The sequence below is a fragment of the Micromonospora sp. RL09-050-HVF-A genome (genome assembly GCF_019374995.1).
In the GTDB taxonomy this organism is placed as follows: Bacteria; Actinomycetota; Actinomycetes; order Mycobacteriales; family Micromonosporaceae; genus Micromonospora; species Micromonospora antibiotica.
The window spans coordinates 6745238-6766617 of the sequence record NZ_JAGKQP010000002.1; the positions used below are offsets into that span (position 1 = coordinate 6745238).

Consider the following 21380-nt stretch of genomic DNA (forward strand, 5'->3'; position numbering starts at 1 on the left):
TGGAGCGTGCCATGAGCGAGTCCGTGAACCCCACCGGTGCCGAGCCCGACGCGCTGTCGGCACTGCGGCGACGGCTGGAGGGCCGCACGGCCGAGGAGCAGGGCCGGGCGCTCACCGCCCTGGTCCGGGAGCAGGCCCGTGACGTGCTGCGGACCGTGCTGCCGGACGGCCCGGACGCCGTCGAGCCGGGCCGCCCGTTCCGCGACCTGGGCTTCGACTCGCTCGCCGCGGTGGAGCTGCACCGTCGCCTCACCGTCGCCACCGGCCTGGACCTGCCGGTCACCCTGGTCTTCGACCACCCGACGCCGCAGGCGGTCGGGCGGTTGCTGCGCACGCTGCTCGGTGGGGACGCCGCGCCCGCGCCGGTCGCCGCGCCGCTGCGCCGGCCCGCCGACGACGACGAGCCGATCGCCGTGGTCGGCATCGGCTGCCGCTACCCGGGGCACAGCACCTCCGCCGACGACCTGTGGCGGCTGGTCTTCGAGGGCCGGCACGTGATCTCCGACTTCCCGACCGACCGGGGCTGGGACACCGACGGGCTCTACGACCCGGACCCGGGCAAGCCCGGCAAGACCTACGTGCGCCAGGGCGGTTTCCTGGAGGGCGCGGCCGAGTTCGACGCGGACTTCTTCGGCATCAGCCCCCGCGAGGCGATGACGATGGACCCGCAGCAGCGGCTGGTGCTGGAGACCGCCTGGGAGGCGTTGGAGGACGCCGGCATCGACTCGGCGTCGCTGCGTGGCAGCCAGACCGGTGTCTTCATCGGCGCCGAACCGCAGGAGTACGGCCCCCGGCTGCACGAGGCCCCGGAGGGCCTGGACGGCTACCTGCTCACCGGCAACGCGCCGAGCGTGGTGTCCGGCCGGCTCGCCTACACGTTCGGCTTCGAGGGCCCGACGCTGACCGTGGACACCGCCTGCTCGGGTTCGCTGGTCGCCCTGCACCTGGCCTGCCAGGCGGTGCAGCGTGGGGAGTGCACCACCGCGTTGGCCGGTGGCGTCGCGGTGATGGTGCACCCGGGCGCGTTCACCGCGTTCAGCCGGCAGCGTGGCCTCGCCCCGGACGGGCTGTGCAAGCCGTTCGCGGCGGCGGCCGATGGCACCGGCTGGGCCGAGGGCGTCGGCATCCTGGTGCTGGAGCGGCTCTCCGACGCCCGCCGCAACGGCCACCGGGTGCTCGGGGTGATCCGGGGCTCGGCGATCAACCAGGACGGCGCGTCCAACGGGTTGACCGCCCCGAACGGGCCGTCCCAGCAGCGGGTGATCATGTCCGCGCTGGCGTCGGCCGGCCTGGCCCCCGCCGACGTCGACCTGGTCGAGGCGCACGGCACCGGCACCCGGCTCGGCGACCCCATCGAGGCGCAGGCGATCATCGCCACCTACGGCCGGGAACGCCCCGCCGACCGGCCGCTGTGGCTCGGCTCGCTGAAGTCCAACATCGGTCACTCGCAGGCCGCCGCCGGGGTCGCCGGGGTGATCAAGGTGCTGATGGCGATGCGGCACCGGGTGCTGCCGCGTACCCTGCACGTCGACGCGCCCACCCCCAACGTGGACTGGTCCGCCGGCACCGTCGCGCTGCTCACCGAGGCCCGCGAGTGGGACGCCGCGGGCCGGCCGCGCCGCGCCGGGGTCTCCTCGTTCGGGGTCAGCGGCACCAACGCGCACGTCATCGTCGAGGAACCCCCCGCGGTCGACGACGAGACCGTCACCGACGTACCGCAGCTGCCCAGCGAGGTGCTGCCGGTGGTGTTCTCCGCCCGGAGCGGGACGGCGCTGCGCGACCAGGCCGCCGCGCTGCTGGCGGTCGTGGACACCGACGGGGACGCCCCGGAGCTGCTCGACGTCGCCTATTCGCTGGCCACCACCCGGACCGCCCTGGAGCACCGGGCGGTGCTGGTGGCCCGGGACCGGGCGGGTGTCGTCCGGGACCTGGCCGCCCTCGCCGCCGGCGGCAGCGTGCCCGGCGTACACCTGGGGCAGGCCGACGGCGGTGGACTCGGTTTCCTCTTCACCGGTCAGGGCAGTCAGCGGCTCGGCGCCGGACGGCAGTTGTACCGCAGCTACCCGGTCTACGCCGCCGCGTTCGACGACGCCTGCGGCTGGCTCGACCTGCAACTGGACGTGCCGCTGGCCGACGTGCTGTTCGCCGAGCCCGGCACCGCCGAGGCGGCCCTGCTCGACCAGACCGCCTACACCCAGTGCGCGCTGTTCGCGGTGGAGGTCGCCCAGTTCCGGCTGCTGGAGTCGTGGGGGGTCCGGCCCGACCTGCTCGCCGGGCACTCGATCGGTGAGCTGGCCGCCGCCCACGTCGCCGGGGTGCTCTCCCTGGAGGACGCCGCCCTGCTGGTCGCCGCCCGGGGCCGGCTCATGCAGCAACTCCCCGCCGAGGGCGCGATGATCTCGGTGCAGGCCACCGAGGAGCAGGTCCGTCCGCTGCTGGCCGGCCGGGAGGCGCAGGTGGGCCTCGCCGCGGTGAACGGCCCCACCTCGATGGTGGTCTCCGGCGACGAGGACGCCGTGCTGGAGGTGGTCGCCGCCCTCGCCGCCGCCGGGCACAAGACCAAGCGGCTGAAGGTCAGTCACGCCTTCCACTCGCCGCTGATGACGCCGATGCTCGCCGAGTTCGGCCGGTTGGCGCACGTGCTCACGTACCGCCCGCCGACCATCCCGGTCGTCTCCACGGTCACCGGCCGGCCGGTGCTCGCCGGTGAACTGTGCGACCCCGACTACTGGGTGCGGCACGTGCGCGACAGCGTCCGGTTCGCCGACGCGGTCCGGGCGATGGCCGACGAGGGGGTCACCACCTTCCTCGAACTCGGTCCGGCCGGGGTGCTCTCCGCGATGGGTCCGGCCTGCCTCGACGACGACGCCGATGCGGTCTTCGCCCCGCTGCTGCGCGCCGACCACGACGAGGAGACCGACGTCGTCGCCGCCGTCGCCCGCGCCCACGTGCGGGGGGTGCCGGTGGACTGGACGGGCTTCTTCGCCGCGCGCGGGGCCCGCCGGGTCGCGCTGCCCACGTACCCGTTCCAGCGTCGCCGGTTCTGGATGGAATCCGGCGGTGGCAGCGCCGACGCGACCGGCTTCGGTCAGCTCGCCGCCGGGCACCCGCTGGTCAGCGCGGTCGTCGGTCTGGCCGGCGGCGACGGGGTGGTGCTCACCGGGCGGGTGTCGCTGCGCAGCCACCCGTGGCTGGCCGACCACACCATCTCCGGGGTGGCCCTGCTGCCCGGCACCGCCTTCGTGGAGCTGGCGATCCGCGCCGGCGACCAGGTCGGCTGCCCCACCGTGGAGGAGCTGACCCTGGAGGCTCCGCTGGCGCTCGACGAGCACGGCGTCGCCCTCCAGGTCGTCGTCGGCGCCGCCGACCCGGCCGGCCGCTGCCCGGTGGCCGTCTACTCGCGGCCCGACGGGTCCGACCCGGACGACCAGCTCTGGACCCGGCACGTCAGCGGTTTCCTCGCCCCGCAGGCCGCCGACGCCGGGCAGCCGCTGACCGAGTGGCCGCCGCGCGACGCCCGCCCGGTCGACCTGACCGGCGGTTACGCCGAGCTGGCCGGCCAGGGCTACGGCTACGGCCCGGTCTTCCAGGGCCTCAAGGCCGTCTGGCGACGCGGCCCCGAGGTGTACGCCGAGGTCGCGCTCCCCGCCGACAGCCGGGCCGACGCGGCCCGGTTCGGTCTGCACCCGGCGGTGCTGGACGCCGCCCTGCACGCCATCGACGCCGCCCGTCGCGGCGAGCCCACCGACGACGAGGTACGCATCCCGTTCGCGTGGAGCGACGTCACCCTGCACGCCGCCGGCGCGGCCGAGGTGCGGGTCCGGATCGCCCCCGCGGCCGGGGACAGCGTGTCGGTGGTCCTCGCCGACCCGACCGGCGCACCGGTCGCCACGGTACGGTCGTTCGTCTCCCGGCCGGTCTCCACCGCCCAGCTCACCGCCGCCCGGGGCGGCTACCACGAGCGGCTGTTCCGCCTGGAGTGGACGAAGCTGGGTCACCGGCCCGCCCCGGCCGGCACCCCCCGCTGGGTGGTGCTCGGCGACGAGCGGATCGGCGCGGCCACCCGGCACGCCGACCCGGCCGCGCTGGGTGCCGCGATCGACGCCGGTGCCACCGCCCCCGAGTTCGCGTTCGTCGGCGTCGGCACCGGTGACGTCCGGGCCGCCACCGCCGGGGCGTTGACGCTGCTGCAGCAGTGGCTGGCCGACGCCCGGCTGGGCGGCACCCGGTTGGTCTTCGTCAGCCGGGTCGACGACCTCGCCACCGAGGCGGTCTGGGGTCTGCTGCGGGCCGCCCAGACGGAGAACCCGGACCGGTTCGTCACCGTTCGGCTCGCCGACGCCCCCACGTCACTGCTGGCCGCCGCCCTGGCCACCGGCGAACCGGAGCTGCGGCTGCGCGACGGGGAGATCAGTGTGCCCCGGCTGGCCCGGGTCGCCACCGCCCCGGCCGGCACCGACACCGACACCACCACCGGCAGCCGTTGGCCGACCGACGGCACGGTGCTGGTCACCGGTGGCACCGGTGGGCTCGGCGCGCACGTGGCCCGGCACCTGGCCGGCAACCACGGCGTACGCCATCTGCTGTTGACCAGTCGTCGTGGCCCGGCGGCGGCCGGTGTGGCGGAGCTGCGCGCGGAGCTGGAAGCGGCAGGCGCGAGCGTCGAGGTGGCCGCCTGTGACGCGGCCGACGCCGACGCCCTGGCCGCGCTGCTCGCCGCCGTCCCGGCCGACCGGCCGCTGCGGGCGGTGGTGCACGCCGCCGGCATCGTCGACGACGCGACGATCGGCTCGCTCACCCCGCAGCGCCTCGACGCGGTGCTCAAGGCCAAGCTGGACGGCGCGGTCAACCTCGACGCGTTGACCCGCGACGCCGACCTGACCGCGTTCGTGCTCTTCTCCTCCCTGGCGAGCCTGCTCGACTGCGCCGGGCAGGGCAACTACGCCGCCGCGAACGCCACCCTCAACGCGCTGGCCACCTCCCGCCGGGCCGAGGGCCGGCCCGTGGTCGCCCTCACCTGGGGGCTGTGGACCGGTGACAGCGGCATGGGCGGCCAGTTGGACGCCGCCGCGTTGCAGCGCATCGAACGTTCCGGCATGCCCGGCCTCAGCCCGGCCGAGAACCTGGCCCTGCTCGACGCCGCGCTCGGGGTCGACGAACCGGTCCTCGCCCCGATCCGGGTCGACCTGACCGCGCTGCGCAACCGGCCCGACGGGGTGCCGGCGCTGCTGCGCGGCCTGGTGCCGCTGCCGGCCCGCCGGTCCGCGCAGGCGGCCGGCGCGGCGGACGCCGCCCAGGGGCTGGCCCGGCAGTTCGCCGGCCTCACCCCCGCCGAACGGGACCGGGTCACCCTCGACCTGGTCCGCGCGCACGTCGCCGCCGTGCTCGGCCACGACGGCGCGGAGGCGATCGAGCCCCGCCGCGCCTTCAACGAGCTGGGCTTCGACTCGCTGGCCGCGGTGGAGCTGCGTAACCGGCTCAACGCCGCCACCGGGCTGCGACTGCCGGCGACCCTCGTCTTCGACTACCCGACCCCGGTGGCGCTCGCCGAGTTCGTGGTGTCCACCGTGCTCGGCACCGACGTGGACGTGGCGGTGCCCGAGCTGGCGTCGGCCTCGTTCACCCAGGAGCCGATCGCCATCGTGTCGATGAGCTGCCGCTTCCCCGGCGGGGTGGCTACCCCGGAGCAGCTGTGGGAGCTGCTGGAGGGCGGCGTCGACGCGGTCTCCCCGTTCCCCACCGACCGGGGCTGGGACCTGGTCGGCATGTACGACCCGGAGCCCGGCAAGCCCGGCAAGACGTACTCGATGGAGGGTGGTTTCCTCTACGACGCGGCCGACTTCGACGCGGACTTCTTCGGGATCAGCCCGCGTGAGGCGATCGCGATGGACCCGCAGCAGCGGTTGCTGCTGGAGACGTCGTGGGAGGTGCTGGAGCGGGCCGGCATCGACCCGACCTCGCTCAAGGGCAGCCCGACCGGTGTCTTCGCCGGCGTCATGTACCACGACTACGCGCTGCGCCTGCACCAGGTGCCCGACGAGCTGGCCGGCTACCTGGGCAACGGCAGCCTGGCCAGCATCGTCTCCGGCCGGGTCGCCTACACCCTCGGCCTGGAGGGGCCGGCCGTGTCGATCGACACCGCCTGTTCGTCGTCGCTGGTGGCGATCCACCTGGCCGTGCAGGCGCTGCGGGCCGGCGAGTGCTCGCTCGCGCTGGCCGGTGGCGTCACCGTGATGTCCACCCCCGATACGTTCATCGACTTCAGCCGTCAGCGTGGCCTGGCCAAGGACGGCCGGTCCAAGTCGTTCGCGGCCGGGGCCGACGGCACCGGCTGGGGTGAGGGCGCCGGCATGCTGCTGCTGGAACGCCTCTCCGACGCCCGCGCCAACGGCCACCAGGTGCTCGCGGTGATCCGGGGCTCGGCCACCAACCAGGACGGCGCGTCCAACGGGTTGACCGCCCCGAACGGCCCGTCGCAGCAGCGGGTGATCCGGCAGGCCCTGGCCTCCGCCGGTGGTATCCCGGCGACCGAGGTCGACGCGGTCGAGGCGCACGGCACCGGCACCGCCCTCGGTGACCCGATCGAGGCGCAGGCGCTGCTCGCCACGTACGGGCAGGGCCGGCCGGGTGAGCGTCCGCTCTGGCTCGGCTCGATCAAGTCGAACATCGGCCACACCCAGGGCGCGGCCGGCGTCGCCGGTGTGATCAAGATGGTGTTGGCGATGCGCAACGGGCTGCTGCCCCGCACCCTGCACGCCGACGAGCCGTCCCCGCAGATCGACTGGTCGGCCGGCGAGGTGCGGCTGCTCACCGAGGCGCAGCCGTGGCCGGCGCTGGACCGGCCGCGCCGGGCGGGCGTGTCGTCGTTCGGCATCAGCGGCACCAACGCCCACGTCATCGTCGAGGAGGCCCCGCCGGTCGAGCTGGAGGGCGAGATCGTCCCGCCGCCGGCCGTGCTGCCGTGGGTGCTCTCGGCCAAGACCGAGGAGGCGCTGCGCGCCCAGGCCGGCCAGCTCCGGGCGGCCGTCGCCGCCGCCACCACCGACCCGGGCGACCTCGCGTACGCCCTGGCGAAGGGGCGGGCGGCACTGGACCGGCGGGCCGTCGTCGTCGGTGACGTCACCGACTTCCTGACCGGCGCGGACGCCCTGGTCGCCGGGGCGGCGGTGCCGACCCTGTTGCAGGGCGGTTCCGGGGTGGTCTTCGTGTTCCCGGGGCAGGGTTCGCAGTGGGTGGGGATGGCGGTGGAGTTGTTGGATTCGTCTCCGGTGTTTGCGGAGCGGGTTGGTGAGTGTGGGGTGGCGTTGTCGGAGTTTGTGGGTTGGCGGTTGGTGGATGTGTTGCGGGGTGTGGAGGGTGCTCCGTCGTTGGATCGGGTTGATGTGGTGCAGCCGGTGTTGTGGGCGGTGATGGTGTCGTTGGCGGGGTTGTGGCGGTCGTTTGGGGTGGTGCCGGATGCGGTGATTGGGCATTCGCAGGGTGAGATTGCGGCGGCGGTGGTGTCGGGTGGTTTGTCGTTGCGGGATGGGGCGTTGGTGGTGGCGTTGCGGAGTTTGGCGATTGCGGAGGTGTTGGCGGGTCGGGGTGCGATGGCCTCCATTGGCCTGCCCGCCGAGCGGGTCCGCGAGCGCCTCGACGCGTACGACGGTCGGGTGTCGATCGCCACGGTCAACGGGGTGTCGTCGGTGGTGGTCTCGGGTGACCCGGACGCCGTCGACGACCTGGTCGCCACGCTCAGCGCCGAGGACGTGCGGGCCAAGCGGGTGAACGTGGACTACGCGTCGCACTCGGCGCAGGTGGAGCTGATCGAGCAGCGGCTGCGCGCCGACCTCGCCGAGGTGTCGCCCCGGTCGTCGACCGTGCCGTTCTACTCCACGGTGACCGCCGGGGTGCTCGACACCGCCGGGCTGGACGCCGGCTACTGGTACACCAACCTGCGGCAGACCGTCCGGTTCGAGGAGACCACCCGGGTGCTGCTGCGGGCGGGGATGCGGGTGTTCCTGGAGTGCAGTGCGCACCCGGTGCTGACCATGGGGGTGGAGGAGACCGCCGCCGACGCGGGTGTCGAGGTGGCCGCCGTCGGGTCGCTGCGCCGGGGTGAGGGTGGGCTGCGTCGTTGGCTCACCTCGCTCGGTGAGGCGTTCGTCCGTGGGGTGCCGGTGGACTGGTCGTCGGCGCTGCCGGCGCGTCCGCGCGTCGAGGTGCCGCTGCCGACGTACCCGTTCCAGCGCCGCCGCTACTGGATCGACGCGACCAGCGGGGCGGCCGACGTGGCGTCGGTCGGCCTCGGTGCGGCCGGGCACCCGCTGTGGGGGGCGTCGGTGTCGATGGCCGAGTCGGGTGAGGTGTTGTTCACCGGCCGGATCTCGCTGGACACCCACCCGTGGCTGGCCGACCACGCCGTCAACGGCACCGTCCTGCTGCCCGGGGCGGCCTTCGTCGAGCTGGTGCTGCACGCCGGTGACCACGTCGGCCTCGCCCACCTGGAGGAGCTGACCCTGCACGCCCCGCTGCTGCTCGCCGAGCGCGCGGCCGTGCAGGTGCAGCTGCTGATGACCGCCGCCGACGAGTCCACCCGGCGTACCGTCAGCGTGCACTCCCGGGCCGAGCACGCCGAGGTGGACCTGCCGTGGACCCGGCACGCCACCGGCGTGCTCGCCGACACCCCGGCCGCCGCCGACTTCGACCTGGTGGCGTGGCCGCCGTCGGGTGCGGTGCCGGTGCCGACGTCGGGGTTGTATGACGAGCTGGTGGTGCAGGGGTACGAGTATGGTCCGGTGTTCCAGGGGGTGCAGGCTGCCTGGCGGGTTGGTGAGGTGGTGTTTGCTGAGGTTGCGCTTCCGGAGGAGGCGCATGGTGAGGCGTCGCGGTTCGGGGTGCATCCGGCGTTGTTGGATGCGGCGTTGCAGGTGGTGGGGATCGGTGAGGCGGTGCCGGTGGGTCGTCCGCCGTATCTGCCGTTTGCCTGGACGGATGTGACGCTGCACGCGACGGGTGCCACCGCCCTGCGGGTGAAGGTCACCCCGACCGGCCCGGATGCGGTCACCCTGCACCTGGCCGACCCGACCGGTGCGCCGGTCGCCGAGATCGGTTCCCTGGTGTCCCGGCCGGTGCAGCTCACCACCGCCCCCACCGAGGGCAACCTCTACCGGATCGACTGGACCGCCGTGCCGGTGGCCGCGGCCCCGGCCCCTTCCTGGGCCCACCTGGAGGACCTCGCCGACGACGTACCGGAGCTGGTGCTCGCCCGACTCACCCACCAGGACGCCGCCCTCGACCCGGCCACCACGGCGGGGCCGGTAGGGGACGTCGAGGTGGCCGGGCGGGCTGCGGTCGGTGCGGCGCTCGCGCTGCTCCAGCGCTGGCTGGCCGACCCCCGGTTGGCCGAGTCCCGGCTGGTGGTGCTCACCGACGGTGCGGCCGACCAGGTCACCGACCTGGCCCACGCCCCGGTCTGGGGCCTGGTCCGCGCCGCGCAGGCGGAGAACCCCGGTCAGTTCGTGCTGGTGGATGCCGACCCGGAGACTCCGGTGGAGGAGATTCTGGCGGCGGTGGGGACTGGTGAGCCGGAGTTGTCGCTGCGCGACGGTCAGGTGCGGGTGCCGCGTCTGGCGCGCGCGAGCACCACGGCGCAGCCGTGGCGGGCCGACGGCACCGTGCTGGTGACCGGTGGCACCGGTGTGCTGGGCGCGCTGGTGGCCCGGCACCTGGTGGAGGTGCACGGGGTGCGGGACCTGGTGCTGACCTCGCGGCGTGGGTTGACCGCGCCGGGCGCGGTGGAGTTGCGGGACGAGTTGGTGGCGTTGGGTGCCTCCGTGGAGGTGGTGGCCGCCGACCTGGCCGACCGGGACGCCGTCGCCGCCCTGCTGGACGGCATCCCGGCGTTGACCGCCGTCGTGCACACCACCGGCGCGTTGGACGACGGCACCGTCGCGGCGTTCACCGACGCGCAGCTCGACACCGTGTGGCGGGCCAAGGCCACCCCGGCCTGGCACCTGCACGACCTCACCCGGGACCGCGAGCTGTCCGCGTTCGTGCTGTTCTCCTCGGCCGCCGGCGTGGTCGACGGCTCCGGGCAGGGCAACTATGCCGCCGCGAACGTCTTCGTCGACGCCCTGGCCGCGCACCGGCGGGCGCTCGGCCTGCCGGCGGTCTCCCTGGCCTGGGGTTTCTGGGAGGAACGCAGCGGGATGACCGCGCACCTCGGCGACGCCGACGTGGCCCGGATGGCCCGTTCCGGCGTGCTCGGGATCAGCACCGACCAGGGTCTCGCCCTGCTCGACGCGGCGGTCGCCACCGACGAGCCGCTGCTGGTGCCGATCCGGCTGGACACCGCCGCGCTGCGCGCCCAGGGCCAGCAGCTCCCGGCCCTGTTGCGGGGCCTGGTCCGGCTCCCGGCCCGCCGCGCCGCCGGCACCGGCCCGACGCCGGTCGGCGGTTCGGCACTGCACCGGCAACTGCTCGGCCTCGCCGACGCCGACCAGCGGCGGCTCCTGCTCGACCTGGTCCGGGGCAACGTGGCCGGGGTGCTCGGCCACGACAGCCCGGCCACCGTCGAGCCGTCCCGGGCGTTCCGGGAACTCGGCTTCGACTCGCTGGCCGCCGTGGAGCTGCGCAACAAGCTCAACACCGCCACCGGGCTGCGGCTGCCGGCGACCCTGGTCTTCGACTACCCCAACCCGACCGCGCTCGCCGACTACCTGCACACCAGGATCCTCGGCGCGGCCACCCCGCAGGCCCCGACCGTGGCCACCCCCGTCGCCGACGACGAACCCGTCGCCATCGTGGCGATGAGCTGCCGCTTCCCCGGCGGGGTCCGCACCCCCGAGGACCTGTGGCGACTGCTTGCCGACGGCACCGACGCGATCACCCCGTTCCCCACCGACCGGGGCTGGGACCTCGCCGGCATGTACGACCCGGAGCCCGGCCGGACCGGCAAGACGTACGCCATGGAGGGTGGTTTCCTCTACGACGCGGCCGACTTCGACCCCGACTTCTTCGGGATCAGCCCGCGTGAGGCGGTCGCGATGGACCCGCAGCAGCGGTTGCTGCTGGAAACCTCGTGGGAGGCGCTGGAGCGGGCCGGCATCGACCCGAACTCGCTGCGCGGCAGCCTCACCGGTGTCTTCGCCGGGGTCATGTACCACGACTACGCCAGCCGGCTGCCCGAGGTGCCCGAGGAACTCGCCGGTTACCTGGGCAACGGCAGCATGGCAAGCGTCGCGTCCGGCCGCATCGCCTACACCCTCGGCCTGGAGGGGCCGGCGGTCAGCGTCGACACCGCGTGCTCGTCGTCGCTGGTCGCGATCCACCTGGCCGTGCAGGCGCTGCGCTCCGGCGAGTGCACGCTCGCACTGGCCGGTGGCGTCACCGTCATGTCCACCCCGGACACGTTCATCGAGTTCAGCCTCCAGCGGGGCCTGGCCACCGACCACCGGTGCAAGTCCTTCGCAGCCGGCGCGGACGGCACGGCGATGTCCGAGGGTGTCGGCATGCTGCTGCTGGAGCGCCTCTCCGACGCCGAACGCAACGGTCACCACGTCCTCGCCGTGGTACGGGGTTCGGCGATCAACCAGGACGGCGCGTCCAACGGGTTGACCGCGCCGAACGGCCCCTCGCAGCAGCGGGTGATCCGGCAGGCCCTGGCGGCGGCCGGTGGCATCCCGGCGACCGAGGTGGACGCGGTCGAGGCGCACGGCACCGGCACCACCCTCGGTGACCCGATCGAGGCGCAGGCGCTGCTGGCCACCTACGGGCAGGAACGGCCCGGGGACCGGCCGCTCTGGCTCGGCTCGGTGAAGTCGAACATCGGTCACACCCAGGGCGCGGCCGGCGTCGCCGGTGTGATCAAGATGGTGCTGGCGATGCGCAACGGGGTGCTGCCCCGCACCCTGCACGTGGACGAGCCCACCCCGCAGGTGGACTGGTCGGCCGGGGCGGTCCGGCTGCTCACCGAGACGCAGCCGTGGCCGGCACTGGAGCGGCCCCGTCGGGCGGGCGTGTCGTCGTTCGGCATCAGCGGCACCAACGCCCACGTCATCCTCGAACAGGCGCCCCCGGCCGACGAGCCACCGGTCGACGCTCCCGAGCCGGAGCTGCTGCCCTGGGTGCTGTCGGCCCGCACCGACCAGGCCCTGCGGGAGCAGGCCGCCCGGGTGGCCGACGTCGCGGGCGACGAGTCCGGCAAGGCCGGTGACCTCGCGTACGCGCTGGCGACCGGGCGGGCGCTGCTCGACCGGCGCACGGTGATCGTCGGCGACCGGCGCGACTTCGTCGCCGGGGCGCGGGCGTTCGCCGGCAACGGCACCGCCCCCGGTGTGCTCCAGGGCGGCACGGTGTTCGTGTTCCCGGGGCAGGGTTCGCAGTGGGTGGGGATGGCGGTGGAGTTGTTGGATTCGTCTCCGGTGTTTGCGGAGCGGGTCAATGAGTGTGGGGTGGCGTTGTCGGAGTTTGTGGGTTGGCGGTTGGTGGATGTGTTGCGGGGTGTGGAGGGTGCTCCGTCGTTGGATCGGGTTGATGTGGTGCAGCCGGTGTTGTGGGCGGTGATGGTGTCGTTGGCGGGGTTGTGGCGGTCGTTTGGGGTGGTGCCGGATGCGGTGATTGGGCATTCGCAGGGTGAGATTGCGGCGGCGGTGGTGTCGGGTGGTTTGTCGTTGCGGGATGGGGCGTTGGTGGTGGCGTTGCGGAGTTTGGCGATTGCGGAGGTGTTGGCGGGTCGGGGTGCGATGGCCTCCATCGGCCTGCCCGAGCGGGCGGCGGCCGAACGGCTGACCGGCTATGCCGGCCGCATCTCGATCGCCACCGTCAACGGCACCTCCTCCGTCGTCGTCTCCGGTGACCCGGACGCCGTCGACGACCTGGTCGCCACGCTCAGCGCCGAGGACGTGCGGGCCAAGCGGGTGAACGTGGACTACGCGTCGCACTCGGCGCAGGTGGAGCTGATCGAGCAGCGGCTGCGCGCCGACCTCGCCGAGGTGTCGCCCCGGTCGTCGACCGTGCCGTTCTACTCCACGGTGACCGCCGGGGTGCTCGACACCGCCGGGCTGGACGCCGGCTACTGGTACACCAATCTGCGGCAGACCGTCCGGTTCGAGGAGACCACCCGGGTGCTGCTGCGGGCGGGGATGCGGGTGTTCCTGGAGTGCAGTGCGCACCCGGTGCTGACCATGGGGGTGGAGGAGACCGCCGCCGACGCGGGGGTCGAGGTGGCCGCCGTCGGGTCGCTGCGCCGGGGTGAGGGTGGGCTGCGTCGTTGGCTCACCTCGCTCGGTGAGGCGTTCGCCCGGGGCGTCACCGTCGACTGGTCGCCGGTGCTGCCGGCGCGTCCGCGTGGTGAGGTGCCGCTGCCGACGTACCCGTTCCAGCGCCGCCGCTACTGGCTCAACGCCACCGGAGGCCGCGCCGACCTCACCTCCGCCGGTCTCGGCTCCGCCGGGCACCCGCTGTGGGGGGCGTCGGTGTCGATGGCCGAGTCGGGTGAGGTGCTGTTCACCGGCCGGATCTCGCTGGACACCCACCCGTGGCTGGCCGACCACGCCGTCAACGGCACCGTCCTGCTGCCCGGCACCGGCTTCGTCGAACTCGTCCTGCACGCCGGGGACGACGTCGGCCTCGGCCACCTCGACGAGTTGACCCTGCACGCCCCGCTGATCCTGCCCGAGCAGGGTGCCGTACAGGTGCAGTTGCTGCTCGCCGCCGCCGACGACACCGGCCGCCGGACGGTCACCGTGCACTCCCGGCCGGAACACACCGGCAGCTGGGTCCGGCACGCCACCGGCGTGCTCTCCGCCGACGTCACCGACCCCGACTTCGACCTGCGGGTCTGGCCGCCGTCGGGTGCGGTGCCGGTGCCGACGGCGGGGTTGTATGACGAGCTGGTGGTGCAGGGGTACGAGTATGGTCCGGTGTTCCAGGGGGTGCAGGCTGCCTGGCGGGTTGGTGAGGTGGTGTTTGCTGAGGTTGCGCTTCCGGAGGAGGCGCATGGTGAGGCGTCGCGGTTCGGGGTGCATCCGGCGTTGTTGGATGCGGCGTTGCAGGTGGTGGGGATCGGTGAGGCGGTGCCGGTGGGTCGTCCGCCGTATCTGCCGTTCGCCTGGACGGATGTGACGCTGCACGCGACGGGCGCCACCGCCCTGCGGGTGAAGGTCACCGCCAGTGGGCCGGAGTCCGCCACCCTGCACCTGGCCGACCCGGACGGCGAACCGGTCGCCGTGGTCGGCGCGCTGGTGTCCCGCCCGGTCCAGCTCACCGCTGCCGCCCCGACCGACGGGGACCTCTACCACGTCGACTGGGTGAGCGTGCCCACCGGCACCGCGGCCGAGTCGTGGGGCTACCTGGAGGGGCTCGGCCTCGGCGTGCCCGACGTCGTGCTCGCCCCGCTGACCCCGCCCGCTGCCGACCTCGACCCGGCCACCGCCGCCCGGACGGCGGTGGGGGAGACCCTCACCCTGCTCCAGTCCTGGCTGGCCGACCCGACCCAGGCCGCCGCCCGGCTGGTCGTGATCACCGACGGTGCCGTCGACGGCGGCACCGACCTGGCCCACGCCCCGGTCTGGGGTCTGGTGCGGGCCGCGCAGGCGGAGAATCCGGGTCAGTTCGTGCTGGTGGATGCCGTTCCGGAGACTCCGGTGGAGGAGATTCTGGCGGCGGTGGGGACTGGTGAGCCGGAGTTGTCGCTGCGGGACGGTCAGGTGCGGGTGCCGCGTCTGGCGCGTGCGAGCACCACGGCGCAGCCGTGGCGGGCCGACGGCACCGTGCTGGTGACCGGTGGCACCGGTGTGCTGGGCGCGCTGGTGGCCCGGCACCTGGTGGAGGTGCACGGGGTGCGGGACCTGGTGCTGACCTCGCGGCGTGGGTTGACCGCGCCGGGCGCGGTGGAGCTGCGCGACGAGCTGACCGGCCTCGGGGCCACCGTCGAGGTGACGGCCGCCGACCTGGCCGACCGGGACGCCGTCGCCGCCCTGCTGGACGGCATCCCGGCGTTGACCGCCGTCGTGCACACCACCGGGGTTCTCGACGACGGCCTGCTCGCCGGGCTGACCCCGGCGCAGCTCGACACGGTGTGGCGGGCCAAGGCCGACCCGGCCTGGCACCTGCACGACCTGACCCGCGACCGTGACCTGTCGGCGTTCGTGCTGTTCTCCTCCGCCGCCGGGGTCCTCGACGGGGCGGGGCAGGCCAACTACGCCGCCGCGAACGTCTTCCTCGACGCCCTGGCCGCGCACCGGCGGGCCCTGGACCTGCCGGCCACGTCGCTGGCCTGGGGTTTCTGGGAGCAGCGCAGCGGGATGACCGCGCACCTCGGCGACGCCGACGTGGCCCGGATGGCCCGCTCCGGCGTGCTGCCGCTGGACTCCGACCGGGGGCTGGCGCTGCTGGACGCGGCGGTCGCCGCCGACCAGCCGCTGCTGGTGCCGGTCCGGCTGGACACCGCCGCGCTGCGCGCCCAGGGTCAGCAGCTCCCGGCCCTGTTCCGGGGCCTGGTCCGGCTCCCGGCCCGGCGGGCGGCGGGTGGTCCGGCGACCCCGGCCACCGGCTCCGGCCTGCACCGGCAGCTCGTCACCCTTGACGCGGACGACCAGCACCGGGTGCTGCTCGACCTGGTCCGGGCCAACGTCGCGGCCGTCCTCGGACACGACAGCGGCACCGCCGTCGAACCGGCGCGGGCGTTCAAGGAACTCGGCTTCGACTCGCTGGCCGCCGTGGAGCTGCGCAACCGGCTCAACACCGCCACCGGGCTGCGGCTGCCGGCGACCCTGGTCTTCGACTACCCCAACCCGACCGCGCTGGCCGGCTACTTGCACGGCACGATCCTCGGCGGGCCGGCGCAGGCGCAGCCGACCACGGTGGTCCGGCCGATGGTCGACGAACCCGTCGCCATCGTGGCGATGAGCTGCCGCTTCCCCGGCGGGGTCCGCACCCCCGAGGACCTGTGGCAGCTGCTGGTCGACGGCGCGGACGCTATCTCGCCGTTCCCCACCGACCGGGGCTGGGACCTCGACCACCTCTACGACCCGGAACCCGGCAAGCCCGGCCGGACGTCCTCGCTGGAGGGTGGTTTCCTCTACGACGCGGCCGACTTCGACCCCGACTTCTTCGGCATCGGCCCGCGTGAGGCGATCGCGATGGACCCGCAGCAGCGGTTGCTGCTGGAAACGTCGTGGGAGGTGCTGGAGCGGGCCGGGATCGATCCGACCTCGCTCAAGGGCAGCCCGACCGGGGTGTTCACCGGCGTGATGTACCACGACTACGGCAGCCGGCTGTCCGAGGTGCCCGAGGAGTTGGCGGGTTACCTGGGCAACGGCAGCATGGCAAGCGTCGCGTCCGGGCGGATCTCGTACACCCTGGGGTTGGAGGGGCCGGCGGTCAGCGTCGACACCGCGTGCTCGTCGTCGCTGGTGGCGATCCACCTGGCCGTGCAGGCGCTGCGTTCCGGGGAGTGCTCCCTGGCTCTGGCCGGCGGGGTCACGGTGATGTCCAAGCCGGACACCTTCCTGGACTTCAGCCTCCAGCGGGGGCTGGCCTCCGACGGCCGGTGCAAGTCCTTCTCCGCCGACGCCGACGGCACCGGCATGTCCGAGGGTGCGGGCATGCTGCTGCTGGAGCGGCTCTCCGACGCCGAACGGCACGGCCATCACGTCCTGGCGGTGGTGCGGGGTTCGGCGATCAACCAGGACGGCGCGTCCAACGGGCTGACCGCCCCCAACGGTCCCGCCCAGCAACGGGTGATCCGGCAGGCGCTGGCCGCCGCCGACGTCCGTCCCGACCAGGTCGACCTGGTCGAGGCGCACGGCACCGGCACCACCCTCGGTGACCCGATCGAGGCGCAGGCGGTCCTCGCCACCTACGGGCAGGACCGCCCGGACGACCGGCCGCTCTGGCTCGGCTCGATCAAGTCGAACATCGGCCACACCCAGGGCGCGGCCGGCGTCGCCGGTGTGATCAAGATGGTGCTGGCGATGCGCAACGGGCTGCTGCCCCGCACCCTGCACGCCGACCGGCCGTCACCGCAGGTGGACTGGTCGGCCGGGGCGGTGCGGCTGCTCACCGAGGCGCAGCAGTGGCCGGCCCTGGACCGGCCCCGCCGCGCCGGGGTGTCGTCGTTCGGCATCAGCGGCACCAACGCCCACGTCATCGTCGAGCAGGCGCCGGCGGTCGAGGCGGCGCCGGCCGACGGGGACGCCCCGGCCACCCCGCCGGTGCTGCCCTGGCTGCTCTCCGCCCGCTCGGCGGAGGCGCTGCACGCCCAGGCCGGGCTGGTCGCCGACACCGGGGCCACCCTGGACGTGGCGTACTCGCTGGCCACCACCCGGGCGGTGCTGGAGCGTCGGGCCGTGGTGGTCGCCCCCGTCGGGGACGACGCGGTCCGCGCCCTACGTGCCGCCGCCGAAGGCACCGACCCCGCCGAGTGGGTGCAGGGGACCCCGTCGGCCGGGAAGCTCGCCATGCTCTTCACCGGCCAGGGCGCGCAGCGCCTCGGCATGGGCCGTGAGCTGGCGGCGGCGTACCCGGCCTTCGCGGCGGCGTTCGCCGAGGTGTGCGCCCACCTGGACGCGCAGCTCGACCGGCCGCTGCGGGAGGTGCTCTACACCGAACCCGACGTCGCCGACGCCGCGCTGCTCGACCAGACCGTCTACAGCCAGAGCGCGCTGTTCGCCATCGAGGTGGCGCTCTACCGGCTGCTCGAATCCTGGGGCATCCGACCCGACCTGGTCGCCGGGCACTCCATCGGCGAGATCAGCGCCGCGCACGTCGCCGGGGTGCTGTCGCTGCCCGATGCGGCGGCCCTGGTCACCGCGCGTGGCCGGCTGATGCAGGCGATGCGGGAGGACGGCGCGATGGTCGCCGTCGAGGCGTCCGAGGAGGAGGTACGCCGGGAACTGGCCGGGCGGGAGACCGAAGTGGGCATCGCCGCGGTCAACGGGCCACGCGCGGTGGTGCTCTCCGGTGACCACGACGCCGTCGGTGCGCTTGCCGACGACTGGCGGGCCCGGGGACGCCGGATCAAGCGGCTGCGGGTCAGCCACGCGTTCCACTCCCCGCACATGGAGCCGATGCTGGCCGAGTTCCACCAGGTCGCCGCCGGGTTGACCTTCGCCCCGCCGAGGGTGCCGGTGGTGTCCAACCTGACCGGTCGGCTCGCCGACCCCGACGAGATCACCACCCCCGGCTACTGGGTGCGCCACGTCCGGGAGGCGGTCCGGTTCCACGACGGGATCGCCACCCTGGAAGCGGCCGGCGTCACCACGTTCCTGGAGGTCGGCCCGGACGCGGTGCTCACCGCGATGGGCCGGGACTGCGTCTCCGACACCGGCGGCCTCGCCCTGGTGCCGGTGCTGCGCGGCGGCCGGGACGAGGCGGCGAGCCTGCTGACCGCCGTCGCCACCCTGCACACCCGGGGTGTCCCGGTGGACTGGCGGGCCTGGTTCGCGCCCACCGGCGCCCGGGTCACCGACCTGCCGACCTACCCGTTCCAGCGGCGTCGGCTCTGGCTGGACGCCCCGGCGGGCGGCGGTGACGTGCCGGGTCTGGGTCAGCGCCCGGCCGCCCACCCGCTGCTCGGCGCGGTCGTCGGGTTGGCCGGGGCCGACGGCACCGTGCTGACCGGCCGGCTGTCGCTGCGGACCCACCCGTGGCTGGCCGAGCACGACCTCGCCGGCACGGTGCTGCTACCCGGGACGGCCTTCGTCGAGCTGGCCTTCCGCGCCGGTGACCAGGTCGGCTGCGCCCTGGTCGAGGAGTTGACGTTGGAGGCTCCGCTGGTCGTACCGCCCCGGGGCGGCGTCGACCTCCAGGTGGTGGTCGGGGCACCGGACGGGACGGGACGCTGCCCGGTCACCGTGCACTCCCGGCCGGAGGACGGTGTCGACGGTTGGACCCGGCACGCCACCGGCGTACTGGCCCCGGCGGCGTCCACCGCACCGGCCTGGTCGGCGGGCGACGCCTGGCCACCGGCCGGGTCCACCCCGGTCGACCTGACCGGCCGGTACGACCGGCTGGCCGACGCCGGCTACCACTACGGCCCGCTGTTCCAGGGGCTGCGGGCCGCCTGGCGACACGGCGACGAGGTGTACGCCGAGGTGGCGCTCCCCGCGGAGGCGGTCGCCCCGGCGGACCGGTTCGGCCTGCACCCGGCGCTGTTCGACGCGGTGCTGCACACCCTCGACCTGACCGGTGCCGACGAGGACGACGACCGGCTGCGGTTGCCGTTCGCCTGGCGGGGGGTGGCCCTGCACGCCACCGGCGCGACCGCGCTGCGGGTACGGCTGCGCCCGACCGGCCCGCAGGAGGTCTCCTTCGACCTGGCCGACACCTCCGGTGCGCCGGTCGCCTCGGTGGCCTCGCTGGCGGTCCGGCCGCTCGCCGCCGACCAGCTGGGTGGGGCCCGGGCGGCTCACCGCACGTCGCTCTTCCAGGTCACCTGGGCTGCGGTGCCGACCCCGGCCACCGGCGGCGGCACGACCGTGGTCCTCGGCGACGACGACCTCGGCCTCGGGGTGCCCCGGTACGCCGACGTCGGCACGCTCGCGGCGGAGGTCGCCCGCACCGGTGACGCCCCGGGCACCGTCGCGGTGGCCTGGCGTACCACGTCGGACTCGCCCTCGGCGGCGACCACCGCGGCGCTGGCCCTGGTGCAGGGGTGGCTCGCCGACGAGCGGTTCACCGACACCCGGCTGGCGCTGGTGACGACCCGGGCGGTCGCCACCACCGACGGCGAGGACGTGCCCCGGCCGGTGGACGCCACCGTCTGGGGCCTGGTCCGGGCCGCTCAGGAGGAGAACCCGGGCCGGCTGGTCCTGATCGACGTCGACGACCCGGACCCGACCGGGCTGCGGTCGGCGCTGGCCGTCGACGCCGAACCGCAACTGGCGGTCCGGCGGGGTGGGCTGCTCGCGCCCCGGCTCGCGGCGCTGCCGGTGCCGGACGGTGAGCTGCCGGCCGGCCCGGACCCGACGGGCACGGTGCTGGTCACCGGCGGCACCGGCGGGCTGGGCCGGTTGGTCGCCGAGCACCTGGTGACCCGGCACGGCGTACGGCGGCTGCTGCTGGCCAGTCGACGCGGCCCGGCGGCCCCGGGGGTGGACGACCTGGTCGCGCGCCTGACGGCGGCCGGCGCGGAGGTGACCGTGGCGTCCTGCGACCTGGCCGACCGGGCGGCGGTGGCGGCCCTGCTCGACGGGGTGCCCGCCGGGCATCCGCTGACCGGGGTGGTGCACGCCGCCGGGGTGCTCGACGACGGGTTGCTGCCCACGCTGACGCCCGACCGGGTGGCGGCGGTGCTGGGTGCCAAGGCAGAGTCCGCGCGTCACCTGCACGAACTCACCCTGCACCGGCCGTTGCACTGGTTCGTGCTGTTCTCCTCGGCGGCGGCCACCCTCGGCGGCGCCGGTCAGGCCAGCTACACCGCGGCGAACGCCTACCTGGACGCCCTGGCCCAGCACCGGCGGGCGCACGGCCTGGCCGGCACCGCCCTGGCCTGGGGCCTGTGGGCGGAGTCGGGCAGCGGGATGACCGGCCACCTCGGCGAGGCCGACCTGCGCCGGATGGCCCGTTCCGGGGTCGCCGCGCTGTCCACCGGGGACGCGTTGGCGTTGTTCGACGCGACCCTGCACCCGGTGCCGGCACTGGCCCTGCCGGTCCGGCTGGACCTGGCCGCGATCCGGTCCCGGGCCGACGGGGTGCCGCCGCTGCTGCGGGGCCTGGTCCGTACGCCGACCCGCCGGTCGGCCGCCGGCACGCCGGGCCCGGTGGCGGGGGAGCGGCCGCTGGCCGAACGGTTGGCCGGGTTGCCGTCGGACGAGGCCGACCGGGCCGTGACCGAGCTGGTCCGGGCCCGGACGGCCGAGGTGCTGGGCCACGACCGGCCACAGTCGCTGGACGTGGAGCGGGGCTTCCTGGAGCTCGGCTTCGACTCCCTGGCGGCGGTGGAGTTCCGCAACAGCCTCGGTGCGGCGACCGGGCTCCGACTCCCGGCGACGCTCATCTACGACCACCCCAGCCCGGCGGCGGTGGCCCGGTTCGTCCGGTCGGAGCTGGCCGGTGACGCGCCGGCCGCTCCGTCGCTGGAGGCCGAGCTGGCCCGGTGGGAGACGCTGCTGGACGGCACCGTGCCGGACGAGGCGGAGCGGGGCCGGATCACCGTCCGGCTCCAGGCGCTGATGTCCCGGTGGAACGCGGCGTACGGGGGTGCCGCGGTGGAGCCGGCCGCCCGGGACCTGGCGTCGGTCACCGCGGACGAGCTGTTCGACATCCTCGACGACGAATTGGAGGCGTCGGACTGACCATCCGTCCGGGGACCCGCGGTCCGTCGATGCCCACGGGCGGTCGGCGGACCTCGGGCTTCCTCCCGGCGGACGGGTGGGCTTTTGTCCACCTTCGGC

At 74.8% G+C, this 21380-nt stretch carries 1 protein-coding gene; it reads left to right on the forward strand.

From position 1 onward, the window contains the following. Positions 1 to 23: 23 nt before the first annotated feature. Positions 24 to 21281: an SDR family NAD(P)-dependent oxidoreductase gene (locus J7462_RS29650; protein ID WP_374197595.1), complete on the forward strand. Its 21258-nt coding sequence runs from the start codon at positions 24 to 26 to the stop codon at positions 21279 to 21281. The last annotated feature ends 99 nt before the right edge of the window (positions 21282 to 21380 follow it).